We start from the raw sequence: 15,700 nt of genomic DNA, 5'->3' as shown, positions 1-15,700 counted from the left end.
CCGCACCTGATGCCGTCCAGGCTGTTGCTCGTCCGTCACGGCCAGACCACCTGGCACGCCGAGAACCGGTACGCGGGGATCTCCGACGTGCCGCTCACCGCTGAGGGTCTCGCACAGGCCGACGACCTGGGGGTCTGGGCGAAGGAGCGGGGCGTGGACGCCGTGGTGTGCTCCCCGCTGAGCCGCGCCCGGCGCACCGCCGCCCCCGCGGCGACGGCGCTCGGCGTGGAGCCGGATGTCGTCGAGGGGCTGCGCGAGGTGGACTTCGGCTGGGGCGAGGGCCGCACGATCGCGGAGATGGCCGCCGAGGACGCGGACGCGGTGCGGCGGTTCCGCGAGGACGCGGAGGCGGGCGCCTTCCCCGGTTCCGAGCCGCCGTCGGCCGCGGCCCGCCGGGCGACGGCGGCGCTGCTCGGGACGGCGGCCCGTCACCCGGAGCGGACCGTCCTGGTCGTCGCGCACAACACGCTGATCAGGATCGCGCTGTGCGCCCTGCTCGGGGTCCCGGTGGGCCGCTACCGCACGGTGTTCCCGCGCCTGGAGAACGCGGCGGTGACGGAGATCGAGGTGCGCGGCGACGAGGTGTCGCTGCTGTCGTTGAACGTGCCCACGCGCCGGGCGCGCACGGCCGGTGCGGGAGACTCTGCGACATGACCACCACCGGGGCGGAGACCCGCCGACAGACCATCGCCGAGCATGTGCTGAAGGAGGGCACGGCCACGGGGGCCGAGCTCGCCGAACTCACCGGCGTCAGCCTGATGACGGTCCACCGCGACCTCGACGAACTCGCCCGGCGCGGGGTGCTGCGCCGTTTCCGCGGGGGCGCCTCCGCCTTGCCGTCGACCGTGTTCGAGTCGAACCTCGACTACCGGCTCGGGGTGAACATCACGGAGAAGGAGGCCGTCGCGCACGCCGCGGCCGAACTCGTCGAGCCGGGCATGTCCGTGCTGCTCGACGACTCGACGACCGCGCTCGCGCTCGCCCGGCTCCTGGTCGACGTGACCCCGCTGACGGTGGTGACGAACGCGCGCCGGGTGGTCGACGTGTTCGCGGGCCGGGAGGGCATCCGGCTGCTCGCGCTCGGCGGCGAGTACTCGCACACGCACGACTCGTTCCTCGGGGTGGCCTGCGTGGAGGCGGTGGAGGCGCTCTCCGTGGACCTGGTGATCGTGTCGACGTCCGCGATGGACGCCCGCATGACCTACCACCAGGAGCAGGACGTGGTCCTGGTCAAGCGGGCGATGCTCGCCTCGGGCACCCGCCGGATCCTGCTCATGGACCACACCAAGCTGGCGCGGACGGCGCTGCACCGGGTCGCTCCGGTGGCCGACTTCGACCATGTGGTGGTCGACGCGGCGGTGGACGAGGAGCTGGTGCGGGCGCTGCGGCGGCAGACCGAGGTGCGGGTGGCACCGGCGCGGGCCGTGGCCCAGGACTGAGCCCTCGACGACCCGGGGTTGTTTTTATCAAGCTGCATGTTAATTTCACAGCGAACTGTCGCCCGTGGTCCGCGTCGGCCACGACCGAGCCGAGAGGACCCGCTCCCCCATGAGCCACCCCGCCCAGGATCCGGTCCCGGTCGTCGTCGGTGTCGATGTGGCCACGGCCGCGGTGCGCGTCGTCTGCGTGGACGCGGCGGGGCGGGTCCTGGCGGAGGCCGGTTCGCCGCTGCCCGCCCCGGTGCGCGGCCCCGGCGGGACCAGCGAGCAGGACGCTTCGTCCTGGTGGCCCGCGACGGCCGGGGCGCTGCGCCGGGCGACCTCGGCGCTGCCCGGCCTGGGGCGCGAGGTGCGGGCGGTGGCGGTGTCCGCGACGTCCGGGACGCTCGTGCCCGCGGACGCTGCCGGGGCGCCGCTCGGCCCGGCCCTGATGTACGACGACCGGCGCGCCGCCGATCTCAACTCCCTCGCGCAGCAGGCCGGTTCGGCGCGCTGGGCCCGGCTGGGCCTGACGGTGGGTCCGACGGCCGCGCTGGGCCGGATCGCCTGGTGCGTCCGCGCGTACGGCGCGTCGTCCGTCCGGCAGGTGCTGCACACTCCCGATCTGCTGGGCCTGCGGCTGACCGGTGCACCGGTCCCGGCCGACTGGAGTCACGCGCTCAAGTCGGGGTACGACGCCCGGGCGGGCGAGTGGGCCGGCGAGGTCTTCGACGCGCTCGGGGTACCGGCCGGACTGCTGGCGCGGGTCGCGGCCCCCGGCACGGAGTCGGGCACGGTGTGCGCGTCGGCGGCGGCCGAGACCGGTCTTCCGGTGGGCTGTTCGGTCCGGCTCGGCATGACCGACGGCTGCGCGGGCCAGCTCGCGACGGGCGCCGTCTCCCCCGGGCAGTTCGTGGGCGTGCTCGGCACCACGTACGTGCTCAAGGGCGTCGCGCGCGAGCTGCCTCTCGATCCGACGGGAGCCCTGTACAGCCACCGCCACCCCGACGGCTGGTGGCTGCCGGGCGGGGCGTCGAACACGGGCGGCGAGGCGCTCGCCGCGACCGATCCGGCCCGGCTGCCCACGCTGGACGCGGCGGCGGCCGGGCGCGGGCCCGCGTCCTGCGTCTCGTACCCGCTGCGCCGCGACGGCGAGCGCTTCCCGTTCGTGTCCGGCGACGCGCGCGGTTTCCTGCTCGGCTCCCCCACCGACGACGTCGACCGGCACCGGGCGGACCTGGAGGGTGTCGCCTTCCTCGAACGGCTCGCCCTGGAACGGGTGTCGGCGCTCGGCGTGGAGGTGTCGGGGCCGCTGTACGCGGCGGGCGGCGGCAGTCGCAGCGCGCTGTGGAACCGGATCCGCGCCTCGGTCCTCGACCGGCCGCTGCGGATCGTGGCCCGCGCCGAGACGGCGTTCGGCGCCGCGCTCCTCGCGGCGTCCGGCACGCTCCATCCGGACCTGACGTCGGCCGCGGCCGCGATGACCGGGGCGGCCGAGGAGGTCGCGCCGGTCAAGGCCGAGCAGGCGGCGCTGGAGGCGTCGTACGACCGTTTCCGCACGGAACTCGCGGCGCGCGGCTGGCTCTGACGGAGATCCGGGCGGCTACTCCGCGGGCACCTTGTGGACGACGGTGTCGTCCGGATCGAGCGGCCGCCCGTCCTGGGCACGCACTTCCAGGGCGCGCAGCGGCCGCCCCTCACCACGGTCGACCAGCTCGGAGTGCGGTTCTCCGGGCGCGAAGAAGTTCTGCTCGCCCCACTGCCGCAGGGCCACGATGACGGGGAAGAGCGCCTTGCCCTTCGGGGTCAGTACGTACTCGCGGTAGGCGCTGCCGTCCGAGGCGGGGACGGAGTCGAGGACCCCGCCGGCGACGAGGGTGCGCAGGCGGGCGGCCAGGATGTTCTTGGCGACGCCGAGGCTGCGCTGGAACTCTCCGAAGCGGCGGCTGCCGTCGAAGGCGTCACGCACGATCAGCAGCGACCACCAGTCGCCGATCGCGTCCACCGACCGGGCCACCGGACAGTCGCTGTCGTCGAACCGCGTCCTCGTCACCACGCCCTCGCCCCTCTCCACATCACGAATCTGGTTGCAACATGCTACCGGTCGGGCTTACCGTCTCCCACTGGTAGCAAGTTGAAACCAGACAGGGGAGGTGGGTGCCGATGTCGGGCACGTCGTGCGAGGTGGCACCGGCCGGAACGGCCGCAACGGGGTTCGCGCTGACCCGGGGGCTCGTCGCCCTGTTCGCCGTCGCCTGCGGGGCCGCCGTCGCCAACGTGTACTTCGCGCAGCCGCTCCTGGTGACCATCGGGCACGACCTCGCGATGAGCCCGGCGCTCGTCGGCGGCGTGGTCACGCTCACGCAGGCCGGGTACGGGCTCGGGCTCTTCTTCCTCGTACCGCTGGGCGACATGGTCGACCGCACGCGACTCGTCGTGGCCCAACTGACCCTTTTGGTGGGTGCGTTGGCCGTGGTGGGCACCGCGCCCACGGCCACCGTGCTGCTCGCGGGCGCGGCGGTGACGGGGCTGCTCGCGGTCGTCACGCAGACCCTGGTGGCGTTCGCGGCGTCCCTCGCCGCCCCGGCGGAGCGCGGGCGGATCGTCGGCCTGGTGACCGGCGGCGTGGTGGTGGGGATCCTGCTCGCGCGTACCGCGGCCGGGCTGCTGGCCGATCTCGCGGGCTGGCGGTCGGTCTACCTCGCGTCGGCGGCGCTCACCGCCGTGCTCGCCGTGATCCTGTTCCGTGTCCTGCCGCGCCACCGCGCCACGGTCGCGCCGGCCCTCCGGTACGGCCCGCTGCTGCGTTCCACGGTCGCCCTGTTCGCGCGGGAGCCGCTGCTGAGGTTGCGCTCGGCGTTCTGTCTGCTGGTGTTCGCCGCGTTCAGCACGCTGTGGAGCAGCGTCGCGCTGCCGCTGAGCGAGGCTCCGTACTCCTGGTCCCACACCGCGATCGGCGCACTCGGGCTGATCGGGGTGGCCGGCGCGCTGGCCGCCTCCGCGGCCGGGCGGCTGAGCGACCACGGCCACTCCGGGCGGACGACGGGCGCGGCGCTGGCCCTGCTCGCGCTGGCGTGGCTGCCGCTGGCCTTCGCGCGGACGTCGCTGTGGGCGCTGGTCGTCGGGGTGGTGCTGCTCGATCTCGCCGTGCAGGCGGTGCACGTCACCAACCAGACGCTGATCCACGCCCTGCACCCGGACGCGGGCAGCCGGCTGATCGGCGGGTACATGGTCTTCTACTCGGTCGGCAGCGCCGCCGGGGCCATCGCCGCGACCTCCCTCTACGCGGTGGCGGGGTGGGGCGCCGTGTGCGTGCTCGGGGCCGCGTTCAGCCTGGGCGGTCTCGTGCTCTGGGTGTGCGTGGGGCGTGGCACCCCGGCCGGTCCGGGGGCCGGGGTACCACGTCCAGGGCCTGTCCAGGGGGTCAGGGGGCGAGCCACTCCTCGATGCGGCCCGGGTGGTCCGTCGTCACCGCGTCGACGCCCAACCCGCGGAAGAGCCGCATGAGTTCGCGGTCGGCGGCGGGCCAGGCGTCCACCAGCAGCCCCGCGTCGTGGCAGCGCGCCACGAACCGCGGTGTGAGCGCGTCGGTGCGCTCGGGGCACACCCATGCGGCGCCCAGGTCCTTCGCGGCGCGCAGGAGTTCGTCGCCGGGAGTGTGCGAGATCAGCCCGCGGGCCACGGCCGGCAGGCGGCGCGCGGCGTCCTCCAGGATCTCCGGGTGGAAGGAGGTGAGGACCGCCCGCTCGGGCAGGGACTCCAGGACCTGTACGGCTTCCGGGGCCTTGATCTCCACCTGGACGTGTCCGGGGAAGGCGGCCAGGGCCTCGTCCAGGGTGGGGATGCGCTCGCCCGATCCGGCGTCCAGGGACCGGAGTTGAGCCAGCGTCAGGGACGCCACCTCGCCCTCGCCGTCCGTCGTGCGGTCGACGGTCGCGTCGTGGATGACGACGAGGTGGCCGTCGGCGGAGACCCGGATGTCGAGCTCGATGCCGTCGGCGCCGAGTTCGGCGGCGCGGCGGAACGAGCGCAGGGTGTTCTCCGGCTCCTCGGTGCGGGCGCCCCGATGCCCGAACACGAGGGGACGGCTGCCGGGGGTCAGGGGGGTCACAGATGCTCCTCGATGCTCTCGCGGTGGCGGTCCACGTTCTTGCGCAGGCGTTCCGCGACGGCGGCGAAGGCCTTCTCGGCGGGCGTGTTCGCGGACCAGATGTTCTGCAGACCGGTGTAGATCTGGACGTTGGCGTTCGGCACCATCATGCGAACCTGGTCGCCCTTGCGGGTCAACGGGAGTTGCTTCACCGCGGTGTTGACGTTCGGATCCTTCTTCATCAGATCCGCAAGGACCGGAGTCTTCGTCGCGGCCGGGACGACGGGCATGTAGCCGGTGTCGACGGACCACTGCGCGGAGTTCTCCGGGCGGGCCAGGAAGCGGACGAACTCGGCGGCGGCCTGCTTGCGCGTGTGCGGGGTGCGCTTGAACATGCCGAGACCGCCGCCGCCGGTCGTCACGCCGAACTCCTTCTGCCTGGGCAGGAATCCGGTGCCGAGCTCCCAGCCGCCGGCCTTCGCCGCCTCGGTGAGCATCTTCAGGCCGCCGGTGGAGTTCACCTGGGTGGCGATCAGCTGGTTGGCGAGGTCGTTCGTCGGGGAGTCCGCCATGTACGCGATCTTGTCGCGGTAGATGAGGCGGCGCTGCCACTCGGCGGCCGCGATCGCGCCCTCTTGGTCGATGGTGACGTCGAGGCCCTTCGAATAGGCGCCGCCCCACTGCCACGCCGAGCACTGGAACTGCCAGTCGCCGTCGATCTTCTGGTAGGCCTCCAGGGCGACCGGCTTGCCCTTCACCTTGATCTTGGTGATGTCCTTGGACCAGTCGTACAGCTCGTCCCAGGTCTCGGGCGCGCGGTCGGGAACTCCCGCTTTCTGAAAGAGCGTTCGGTTGTAGTAGAAGAGCGGGGTGGAGCGGGCGAGCGGCAGCCACCAGGTGCGGTCCTTGAGGCGGCCCTCGGCGAGGAGCTTCGGCTGGTAGGTGCGGTCCATCCAGGCCGGGTCGAGGTAGCCGTCCCAGCTCTCCAGCGCGTCACCGAAGTAGAACTTGTACCACTTGACGTCGGAGAGCACGCACAGGTCGGGGACCTGCCCGGCGAGCAGTCCGACCACGGCCTTCTGCGCGCACTCGTCGTAAGAGCCCTGGAACTGGACCTCCACGTAGATGTCGTTCTGCCCGGCGTTGAACGTGTCGGCGAGCGACTGCAGCGCCTTGCCGGGCACGTCGGCGAAGGTCGACCAGAGCACGACGCGGGTGCGCCGCCCGTACTTGGCGGGGACGGCCCCGGCGGGCTGGGCGACGGTGCCGGTCGTCGAACCGCAGGCCGACAGGAGCGCGGAGGCGGCGGCGCCCGCGCCGAGGCCGAGCAGGGCGCGTCGGCCCATGTGCACGGGGCTCACTTGCCTGCTCCCTGGGTCAGTCCGGCGATGATGTGGCGCTGGGCGAGGAAGAACACGACGAGGACAGGCACGATCACCATCACCGTGCCGGCGAGGATGGCGCCCCAGTTCGCGTACCCCTCCTGGTTCTTGAGGAAGAGCAGCCCGACCGGCAGGGTGCGCATGTCGGCGCTGCTGGTGACGATGAGCGGCCAGATGAAGTCGTTCCACTTCGTCACCATGACGACGATGGCTACGGTGACGACCATCGGCCGCGACATCGGCAGCACCACGCGAGTCAGGCGGCGCAGATGGCCCGCGCCGTCCAGTTCGGCCGCCTCCATGATCTCCTTCGGCAGTGTCAGCATGTGCTGGCGCAGCAGGAAGGTGCCGAAGACCGAGCCGAGTCCGGGCGCGATGAGTCCGGCCCAGGTGTTGACCCAGCCGAGCTGCGCGATGGTGAGGAAGTTCGGCAGCAGCGTGACGTGTCCCGGCACCATCATCGCGCCGAGCAGCACCATGAACAGCCAGCGCTTGCCCGGGAAGGGCAGGAAGACGAAGGCGTACGCGCACAGCAGCGCGGCGCACAGTTCGATGGCGGTGCCGACGACGGACACGACGAGGGAGTTGAGGAAGAACCGTCCGAAGGGGGCGGCGTTCCAGGCGTCGGTGAAGTTCGACCAGCGCAGCTCGGTGGGGATCCAGTGCGGCGGATAGCTGTAGATCTGCGTGTTGTTCTTCAGGGCCGAGGAGACCAGCCAGTACAGGGGGCCCGCTGTGATGACGGCGACCAGGACGAGCAGGACGTACAGGCCCGCCCGGCGGGCGCGGCCCTGCGCGGTGTCGAGGGTGCTCACTGGTAGTGCACCTTCCGTTCGAGGTAGCGGGCCTGGAGGCCGGTGATCAGCAGCAGCACCACGAACATGATCATGGCTCCGGCGGCGGAGCGGCCCGCGTCGAAGGCACGGAAGCCCTGGTCGTAGATGAACCAGCTGAGGATCGACGTGGAGGTGCCGGGGCCACCGCCGGTCATCACGGCGATGACGTCGAAGGCCTGGAAGGTGGTGATGACGGAGGTGACCAGGAGGAAGAAGGTGACCGGGGAGAGCAGGGGCACGGTGATGCGGCGCAGCCGCGTCCAGGCGCTCGCCCCGTCGAGGGCGGCCGCCTCGTACACGTCGCGCGGCAGCGACTGGAGTCCGGCGAGGTAGACGACCGCGACGAAGCCGATGTTCTTCCACAGATAGACGACGACCAGGCCGAACAGGGCCCACTTGGAGTCGGTCATCATCGCGGGGGCGGTCAGGCCGAGCGGCGCCAACAGGGGTCGTATCAGACCGTAGTTGGGATCGAACACGAAAAGCCACAACGTGCCGACGGCCGCGCCCGACAGGACGTACGGCGCGAACGTGAGGGTGCGTACGGCGCGGGTGCCGCGCAGCTTCTGGTTGAGCAGCAGCGCGGTGGCCAGGCCCAGGACCATGCCGCCGACGACGATGCCGACGACGAAGAGCACCGTGGTCCACAGGGTGCCCCGGAAGTCCGGGTCGGCGAGCAGGTCGGCGTAGTTGGACAGGCCGACGAACTTCTTGGCCGGGGAGATCATGTCCCAGTCGGTGAGGCTGAGGTAGCCGTTGTAGATCACCGGCCAGTACGCGAAGACCAGCAGGAAGAAGAAGTTGGGGGCGGCGAACGCGACGAAGAGGAGATGGTCGCGGCGCCGTCGTCGGGCGCGTGCCCGACGACCCGCGTCCGGTGGTGCGGACGTCGGCCTCGGCGGGGCGGCGGCGCTGCCGCCCCGCGACGCGTCGGTGACGGTCAAGGGGGTGGGTCCTTCCGGGAGGGCCGGGCCGGGATTCGGCCAGGGCTCGGACACACCCCAAGGGATACCAACAACATTAATGAGAAGTAAACAGTCTGCGGTGTTACAACTTTCCCCTGTCGCGGCGCACTCCGAGGTACTGGCCGTAGCTCGGACAGGAACCGTACATACTAGTAGTTACAGAGAAGGTGCCTTCTGACCCCACCCCGGTTGGCCGCACCCGGGCGCGTCGTCGTAGGGTCCCCTTTTGTCCCGACGCAGGTCCGACCTGCACCGCTTCGACCTGGAGTTTCACCGTGCCCGCACCGTCCACCGCCCCGGCCCCGATCTACGACCAGCTGGTCGACGAGCAGGGTGACGTCCTGACCGTCGTACGCGAGGCGGCGCAGGAGACCGAGCGCACCGCCGAGGACGTCCTCGACTTCGGCCACGGCTCCGCAGCCGAGCAGGGCGAACGGCCCGCCGAGGGCTGAGAGCCGGACCCCGGCTCCCCCATCCCTCACTCCGCGGCTCGGCCGTCCCTGGTCGCGACTGTGTGCACACCTATTGACTCGTTTTCTAACTCGTCGGTAGCTTCAACTGTCAGCGCGCTGAAATCCCCTGTCTCGTACGGAACTTGGCCATGAGCCGAGCCGGTTTCGAAGGAGTGACAGTTGGCGAAGCGTGTGTTCTCCCGACGGGTCGCGGCGGTGGCGGTTTCGTCCGGCGCCGCCCTGGTGGGTCTGGCCGCTCCGGCGCAGGCGACCCCGCAGCCCCTCCCCTACGTCGCGCTCGGCGACAGCTACAGCGCGGCCTCCGGCGTGCTGCCGCTCGACCCGTCCGCGGCCCTGCTGTGCGCCCGCTCCACGAAGAACTACCCACATGTGATCGCGGAGCGGACGGGCGCCACGCTCAAGGACGTGACCTGCGGCGGCGCGCAGACCAAGGACTTCGCCGGGTCCCAGTACCCGGGGGTCGCCCCGCAGCTCGACGCGCTCGGCGCGGACACCCGCCTGGTGACCTTGACCATAGGCGGCAACGACAACAACACGTTCATCAGCACGGTCCTGTCGTGCGCCGCCGCCGGGGTGCTGACCGCGGGGCAGGGCAGCCCGTGCAAGGACCACTACGGCAGCTCGTTCGCCGACGACATCGACACGAAGACGTACCCGGCGGTGAAGGCCGCGCTGCAGGCGGTACGGAACAAGGCGCCGAACGCGCGGGTCGCCGTCCTCGGCTATCCGTGGATCATGCCGGCGAAGGCGCAGACGGGCTGTTTCGTGAAGATGCCGATCGCCTCCGGTGACGTTCCTTACGTGCGGGACATCCAGACCCACCTCAATAGCGCGGTGCAGCGGGCCGCGAACGAGACGGGCGCCACGTACGTGGACTTCTCCCAGGCGTCCGAGGGGCACGACGCCTGCCAGGCGAGTGGGACGCGCTGGGTGGAGCCCGCCCTGTTCGGCACCAACTTCGTGCCGGTGCACCCCAACGCCCTGGGCGAGTCCGCGATGGCCGAGCGGACCATGGGCGCGCTCGGCCTGGGGTGACGGCGGGCCCCCGGCTCCGGGGCGCTAGACGAACGTGATGTCGGGGTGGCGCGGCGACGGCCGGTCGAGCAGACCGTCGTCGTCGCGGCCGCGCAGCCAGCGGTCGAAGAAGGCGGTCAGGTAGGCGCGCTGGGCGGCGACGGCCCGGTGCGCACGGACGGTGCCGACCCATCCGGTGAGGGTGTCGCGCGGCAGGTCGAGGCGTGCGGCGATCTGCGGGAGCAGGGTCGTCGCGTCGGTGTACGTCGCGTGTTCGGCGCCGTGGAGGGTGAGGTCACGGTGCCAACCGGTGCTGTGCCGCCACAGGGAGCGCCAGGAGGGGACGTTCGTACGGTCGTTGTCCGCGCTGCCCATCAGCAGGAACGGCCGGTCGACACCTTCGGCCGCGACGGTCGACAGCTCTCCCGGGTCGTGGTCGTCCTGGACGTAGGCGATGACACCGTCGAGGTTCGCCGCCGCGGCGAGCCGGCGGTCGTCGTGGAGCGTCTGGAGCGCGGCGAAGCCGCCCGCCGACTGGCCGAACATACCGGCCCGGGTGCAGGAGTGGCCCAGGTCGGCGAGGGCGGCCGGCAGTGCGTCGAGAACGAAGCGGGTGTCGGCGAAGCGGACGGCGGCCGTCTTCTTCAGCAGGGCGGTCACGGCGGCCTTGCCCTCCTGCTGTGCCCGGGCGAACTCCTGCGGCAGACGGCTGTGGACCACCCGCCCGTCGGGGAACTCGACGGCGGACACGTCGTAGGGGTGGTCCACGGCGATCACCACATAGCCGTGCGAGGCGAGTTCGTCGGTGAGGGTGGTGCCCAGACAGCGCGGGTCGAGGACGCCCGGCGAGTAGAGGACCACGGGCCCCGCCGCCCGCCCGTCCAGCGGCGCCGCGGTGTGGGCGAAGGTGCGGATCCCCGCCCAGTCGACGCGGCCGGACGGCAGCCCCTGGAAGTTGTTGAGCGCGTCGAAGCCCGCCGCTTCGGCCGGTGTCATGTACGGCGCCCTGCCGTGTCCGCCGATCGAACGCGCGGGATACCGGACGTCGAGCATCACCTCCCGTGCGGGAGCGTCCGTCCACGGGTCGCGACGGCCGTGGTCCACCAGGTGGAGTTTCGTGATGCCCACGGGGTGGGGTCCGGTCGGTGCGGGCAGGTGGGGCCGTACAAGTCGGGTGCCGGTCAGGGCGGCGGCCGTGCCCGGCGTCGCGCCGAGTGCCAACAGGGCGGCGCCCGTGGCCAGTACGGCGCGGCGGGACGGAGCAGTCGTGTGAACGTCCATGCGCCGAGTGTGGCCGGACGGATCACCCGCCACCATCCGGCAGACCCGCCCTGCCCGTTGGGGGAAATCCCCCAGCCGCCCACGCCCCTGAACGGCGCACTCCGACAGGGAAGCACCGCCGTGACCTGCCTACGGTGAGGGGTCAGCAGCAACGCTTCGACAGGGCGGAGGGCCCGTGGGCGACGAGGGACAGGGCACCGGCAGGAAGCGCGCGCTGTGGATCGGCGGCTGCGTCGCCGCCGTGGCGCTGGGGGCCGGCGGCTGGGCGCTCGTCGCCCCCGGCGACCCCGAGCCGAGGACCGGACCGCTGTCGGCGGCGGAGGTCCGCTCGGCCACCGACGGTTTCCTGAAGGCGTGGTCCGACGGCGACACGGACGAGGCCGCGGACCGCACCGACGACGCGACGGCCGCCGCCGCGGCGCTGCGCGACTACCGGGACCGCGCCCACCTCACCCCCGTACACCTCACGGCCGGCGCACCGAAGGGCGCGCGCGTCCCGCTCTCCGTCCGGGCGGAGTTCACCTTCAAGGGCGCGCACGCCCCCGTGTCGTACGACTCCGCGCTGACCGTGGTGCGGCGCGCCGGCGACGGCCGGGCGGTCGTGGACTGGAGGCCGGCCGTGCTGCATCCGCGCCTGGGCGACGGCGGCCGGCTCGACGTACGGGAGACGAGCTCGGCGCCCGTCCGGGCGCTCGACCGGGACGGACGGGCGCTCGACCTGCGCGCCTTCCCCTCGCTCGCGCGTGTCGCGGCAGGGCTGCGGCAGACGTACGGCGCGGCGGCGGGCGGCAGGCCCGCCGTCGAGCTGCGGGCTCCCGGGGGTGACGTGCTGGCCGCCGTCCCCGAGGGGGCTCCGGGCAAGGTGCGCACGACGATCGACGCACGCGTCCAGAAAGCGGCCGAGCGGGAGGTGGCCCTGCGCTCCGGGGCCTCGCTCGTGGTGGTGCGGCCGTCCACCGGGGAGATCCTGGCCGTCGCCGACTCCCGTCCGCAGGGGCCCGACACCGCGCTGGAGGGGCGGCTCGCGCCCGGCTCCACGATGAAGATGATCACGGCGTCGCTGCTCCTGGAGAAGAAGCTGGCCGCCCCGGACAAGCCCCATCCTTGCCCGAAGAACGCCTCGTACGGCGGCTGGAAGTTCCACAACGTCGACGACTTCGACATCGTCGGCGGCACCTTCCGCAGCAGCTTCGCCGCGTCCTGCAACACGGCCTTCATCACGCAGGCGGGCAGGATCGCCGACGACGCGCTGTCCCGGCAGGCCCGTGACGTGTTCGGGATCGGGGAGCGCTGGTCGGTCGGCGTCGACGCGTTCCCCGGCGCCGTCCCGGTCGAGCACGCCGCGTCGAAGGCGGCCTCCCTCATCGGGCAGGGCGAGGTGCGGATGAACCCGATGACGATGGCGTCCGTGGTGTCCACGGCCCGCACGGGACAGTTCCACCAGCCGTATCTCGTCGCGCCGTCCGTCGACCACCGCACGCTCGCCACGGCGCGGCGCACCCTCGACGCGACGGCGCACGCACAGCTGCGCGATCTGCTGCACACGACGGCGACGTCCGGTTCGGCGTCCGGCGCCATGGCCGGGCTGCACGGCGACATCGGGGCGAAGACCGGCTCCGCCGAGGTCATCGGGCAGGAGAAGCCCAACGGCTGGTTCGCCGCCTGGCACGGTGATCTGGCCGCGTCCGCCGTGATGCGCGGCGCCGGCCGGGGCGGCGAGTCCTCGGGGCCGCTGGTGGCGGCGGTCCTGAAGGCCGCCGATTCCTCATGAGAGATCAAACACGGCGCCGTTGAGGAACTGACCACCGGTCAGCGGGAATCGTAGATTCCGGCGCCGCCCTACCGGGCCATGCTCACGTCAAGGCCGCGCTGACGTCCTCGTATGCTCGGGGGCGACCAACGCCGGATCGATCTTGGAGTGACGCAGGTGGCGCGACGGCCGACCCTGACCGCGACGTGGGACCGCTTCGTGGCGTCCGACCCGGGGCTGCTGCGGCTGATGGCAGGTGTGCGCACCGTGGCGGCGATCGGCCTCGCGCTGGCCGTGCTCGCCCTGCTCGGCACGGACGTGACGCACATGGTCGCGGGCGCGATGGCCGCGATGGTGGCGACGTTCGCGATCCGCGAGAAGACGGTGCGCGGGCAGGCGGTGACGCTGGCGCTCGGACTGCCGACGGCGCTCGCGGCGATGACGCTGGGGGCGCTGCTGCACAGTCTCGTCGTGGTCGGGGACGCGTTCTTCGTCGCTCTGATCTTCGGCGCGGTCTACTGCCGCAGGTTCGGCGACCGCGGCACGGCGCTCGGCCTGATCGGCTTTCAGGTCTACTTCGTGTCCCTCTTCGTGAATGCGTCGGTGGATCAACTGCCGTTGCTGTTCGGCACCCTGGCGATCGCGTTCGCGTGCAGTGCGGTGGCCAGGTTCGCGCTGGTGCCGCAGACGCCGCAGCGGGTGCTCGGCGGGCTGCGGGACGCCTTCCGGGCGCGGCTCGCGCAGCTCGTGGACGCGCAGACGCTGCTGCTCGACGCGGCACCCGAGGACCTCGACGACGTGCTCGACGATCTGCGCCGGCACACCGCGCGGCTGCACGAGTCCGCCCTGATGATCCAGGGGCACCTGGAGGACGGCGCCCGCGACGACGCCGCGGCCGCGCTGATCCAGCGCCGTGTCGCCGACGCCGAAGTGGCCGCCGAGCGCCTCGGCATGCTGCTGCTCACCGCCCGCAGCGCCGAGCGCGCCGACACCCTGACCCTGCATCTGCCGGGCGCGCCGGTGCCCGCGACGGGCAAGCTGCTGCGCACCGAGGACGAGTCGACCGCGACGCTCCGCCGCGACCTGGGCGCGCTGCGCCTGATGGTGGCCCGCCCGGCCGAGGCGAACCGGGGCACGGCCGTCGCCCACGTCCGCAACCGGCTGCTCGGCTACCGGGACGAGGAGGCCATACCCCCGGGCAGCACCCTCGCCGTGCAGGACGTGTTCCGCGGCATCGGTGAGGCGGCCCGCGCGGTGCTCGGTCTGCGGCTCGCGCTCGACGGCCCGCAGGACGAGTCGGACGACTCCCCCGCGACGACGCGGTCGCGTGAGGAGTTCGACGCCGAGGACGTCTCCCTCACCAGCACCGAGAAGGACGAGAGCGAGGCCGAGGATCCGTCCGGCCTGGACCGGCCCACGACCCGCGCGGCCTTCCAGGTCGCCGTCGGCTCGGCGCTCGCCATCGTCGGCGGCGAGTTCCTGTCCTCGCAGCGCTGGTACTGGGCGGTGCTGACCTGCTGGGTCGTCTTCCTCAACACGGCGTCGACCGGCGAGATCGTCGTCAAGGGCTACCGCCGGCTGCTCGGCACGGTGCTCGGCGTGCTGGCCGGTGTGGCGCTCGCGGGCGCGGTCGGGCAGCACACGTGGGTGGCGTTCGTCCTCGTCCTGGTCTGCGTGTTCGCGATGTTCTTCACCGCTCCGCTGTCGTACGCCCTGATGTCGTTCTTCGTGACGGCGATGCTCGGCCTGCTCTACACGCTCCTGAACACCTACAGCCTCGACGTCCTGGTGCTGCGCATCGAGGAGACGGCGCTGGGCGCTGCCTGCGGCATCATCGCCGCGATGCTCGTGCTGCCGGTCCGCACCGACCGGCGCACCGACGAACTCCTGGCGACGGTCCTGGAGCGGCTCGGCGAGGTCGTGGCCGGGGCCGTGGAGCAGCTCAGCGGCGGCCCCGCCGTCGACCTCCTCGACAAGGCCCGCGACCTGGACACCGCCCTGGAGGACCTACGGGCCTCCGTCCAGCCGCTGACGCACCCGATCACGCCGCTGCGCGAGCGCCGCCAGACCGCCCGCTACCTGGTCGCCCTGCTGGAGACATCGGCGTACCACGCCCGGTCCCTGGCTGCGACGGCCGAGCTCGTGCCCTACAGCAAGCGGATCGGCGCCGATCCGCGCCTTGCGCGCGCCGCCCAGCGCATCGACCACAACATCGCCGTCCTCGTCGCCCACGTGAACGAGACGGACACCACCGGCCGCGTCGAGTCCGGCGCGTCCATCACGGCGATGCTGGAGACGGACGGCCTGGGCATGCCGGCCGCGAACACCGTCACGTTCCGCGTGCTGCGCCATCTGCAACGCCTGGACGAGAACATCACCGGTCTGGCCAGGCCGCTGGACGTGCCGGTGGGCCCGCGCGTGTGACGGGCCGATTGTGCGTCGAGGGTGGCCGGGTGGCAGGGTTCTCCTTGCACACTTGTGCGTGTCACCG

General features: G+C 72.4%; 14 protein-coding genes. 8 read left to right on the top strand and 6 right to left on the bottom strand.

Going from position 1 to position 15,700, the window contains the following annotated elements; translation table 11 throughout:
* Positions 1 to 9 precede the first annotated feature (9 nt).
* The 3 genes from J3486_RS05185 (at position 10) to J3486_RS05175 (ending at position 3,006) form a co-directional block, all read left to right on the top strand.
* Positions 10 to 654: a histidine phosphatase family protein gene (locus J3486_RS05185; protein WP_207818719.1), complete on the top strand. Its 645-nt coding sequence runs from the start codon at positions 10 to 12 to the stop codon at positions 652 to 654.
* Entirely contained in the window at positions 651 to 1,439 is a 789-nt protein-coding gene (locus tag J3486_RS05180; RefSeq protein ID WP_207818718.1) for a DeoR/GlpR family DNA-binding transcription regulator, read from the top strand. Before J3486_RS05185 ends, J3486_RS05180 begins: the two co-directional genes overlap by 4 nt.
* A gap of 109 nt (positions 1,440 to 1,548) precedes the next feature.
* Positions 1,549 to 3,006, top strand: a complete 1,458-nt coding sequence (locus J3486_RS05175; protein WP_207818717.1) for an FGGY-family carbohydrate kinase — start codon at positions 1,549 to 1,551, stop codon at positions 3,004 to 3,006.
* A 15-nt stretch (positions 3,007 to 3,021) separates the two neighbouring features.
* Here J3486_RS05175 and J3486_RS05170 read toward each other — a convergent pair whose 3' ends face one another.
* Entirely contained in the window at positions 3,022 to 3,474 is a 453-nt protein-coding gene (locus J3486_RS05170; protein WP_207818716.1) for a helix-turn-helix domain-containing protein, read from the bottom strand.
* A gap of 107 nt (positions 3,475 to 3,581) precedes the next feature.
* Between J3486_RS05170 and J3486_RS05165 the strand changes: the two genes are divergently transcribed.
* On the top strand, positions 3,582 to 4,925 hold the full coding sequence (locus tag J3486_RS05165; protein WP_207818715.1) for an MFS transporter: 1,344 nt from the start codon (positions 3,582 to 3,584) through the stop codon (positions 4,923 to 4,925).
* On the opposite strand, the gene J3486_RS05160 is transcribed toward J3486_RS05165, so the two are convergent.
* The 4 genes from J3486_RS05160 to J3486_RS05145 are packed head-to-tail and all read right to left on the bottom strand — an operon-like array spanning position 4,843 to position 8,670.
* Entirely contained in the window at positions 4,843 to 5,529 is a 687-nt protein-coding gene (locus J3486_RS05160; RefSeq protein WP_207818714.1) for a glycerophosphodiester phosphodiesterase family protein, read from the bottom strand. The genes J3486_RS05165 and J3486_RS05160 overlap by 83 nt on opposite strands.
* A complete protein-coding gene (locus J3486_RS05155; RefSeq protein ID WP_207818713.1) occupies positions 5,526 to 6,869 on the bottom strand; it encodes an ABC transporter substrate-binding protein in 1,344 nt (447 codons plus the stop codon). The genes J3486_RS05160 and J3486_RS05155 overlap by 4 nt, the downstream gene beginning before the upstream one ends.
* The gene (locus J3486_RS05150; RefSeq protein WP_207818712.1) at positions 6,866 to 7,705 is read right to left on the bottom strand and encodes a carbohydrate ABC transporter permease; all 840 of its coding nucleotides are present in this window, start codon (positions 7,703 to 7,705) and stop codon (positions 6,866 to 6,868) included. Before J3486_RS05150 ends, J3486_RS05155 begins: the two co-directional genes overlap by 4 nt.
* The gene (locus J3486_RS05145) at positions 7,702 to 8,670 is read right to left on the bottom strand and encodes a carbohydrate ABC transporter permease (RefSeq protein WP_207818711.1); all 969 of its coding nucleotides are present in this window, start codon (positions 8,668 to 8,670) and stop codon (positions 7,702 to 7,704) included. The genes J3486_RS05150 and J3486_RS05145 overlap by 4 nt, the downstream gene beginning before the upstream one ends.
* Before the next feature lie 296 nt (positions 8,671 to 8,966).
* Here J3486_RS05145 and J3486_RS05140 point away from each other — a divergent pair, with 296 nt between their 5' ends.
* Entirely contained in the window at positions 8,967 to 9,143 is a 177-nt protein-coding gene (locus tag J3486_RS05140) for a hypothetical protein (RefSeq protein ID WP_207818710.1), read from the top strand.
* Positions 9,144 to 9,383: 240 nt separating this feature from the next.
* A complete protein-coding gene (locus J3486_RS05135) occupies positions 9,384 to 10,199 on the top strand; it encodes an SGNH/GDSL hydrolase family protein (protein ID WP_229377626.1) in 816 nt (271 codons plus the stop codon).
* 24 nt (positions 10,200 to 10,223) lie between these two features.
* Here the strand turns inward: J3486_RS05135 and J3486_RS05130 are convergent, their stop codons facing one another.
* The gene (locus J3486_RS05130) at positions 10,224 to 11,459 is read right to left on the bottom strand and encodes a hydrolase (RefSeq protein WP_207818708.1); all 1,236 of its coding nucleotides are present in this window, start codon (positions 11,457 to 11,459) and stop codon (positions 10,224 to 10,226) included.
* A gap of 175 nt (positions 11,460 to 11,634) precedes the next feature.
* Between J3486_RS05130 and J3486_RS05125 the strand changes: the two genes are divergently transcribed.
* Together J3486_RS05125 and J3486_RS05120 are read left to right on the top strand one after the other, a co-directional pair.
* Entirely contained in the window at positions 11,635 to 13,230 is a 1,596-nt protein-coding gene (locus J3486_RS05125) for a penicillin-binding transpeptidase domain-containing protein (RefSeq protein WP_207818707.1), read from the top strand.
* 111 nt (positions 13,231 to 13,341) lie between these two features.
* Entirely contained in the window at positions 13,342 to 15,633 is a 2,292-nt protein-coding gene (locus tag J3486_RS05120) for an FUSC family protein (RefSeq protein ID WP_374194679.1), read from the top strand.
* The last annotated feature ends 67 nt before the right edge of the window (positions 15,634 to 15,700 follow it).

This window comes from Streptomyces sp. VRA16 Mangrove soil, assembly GCF_017377775.1.
Taxonomy (GTDB): domain Bacteria; phylum Actinomycetota; class Actinomycetes; order Streptomycetales; family Streptomycetaceae; genus Streptomyces.
Note: the sequence above shows the minus strand (reverse complement) of the source record. Positions and strands in the feature narration are given on the sequence as shown.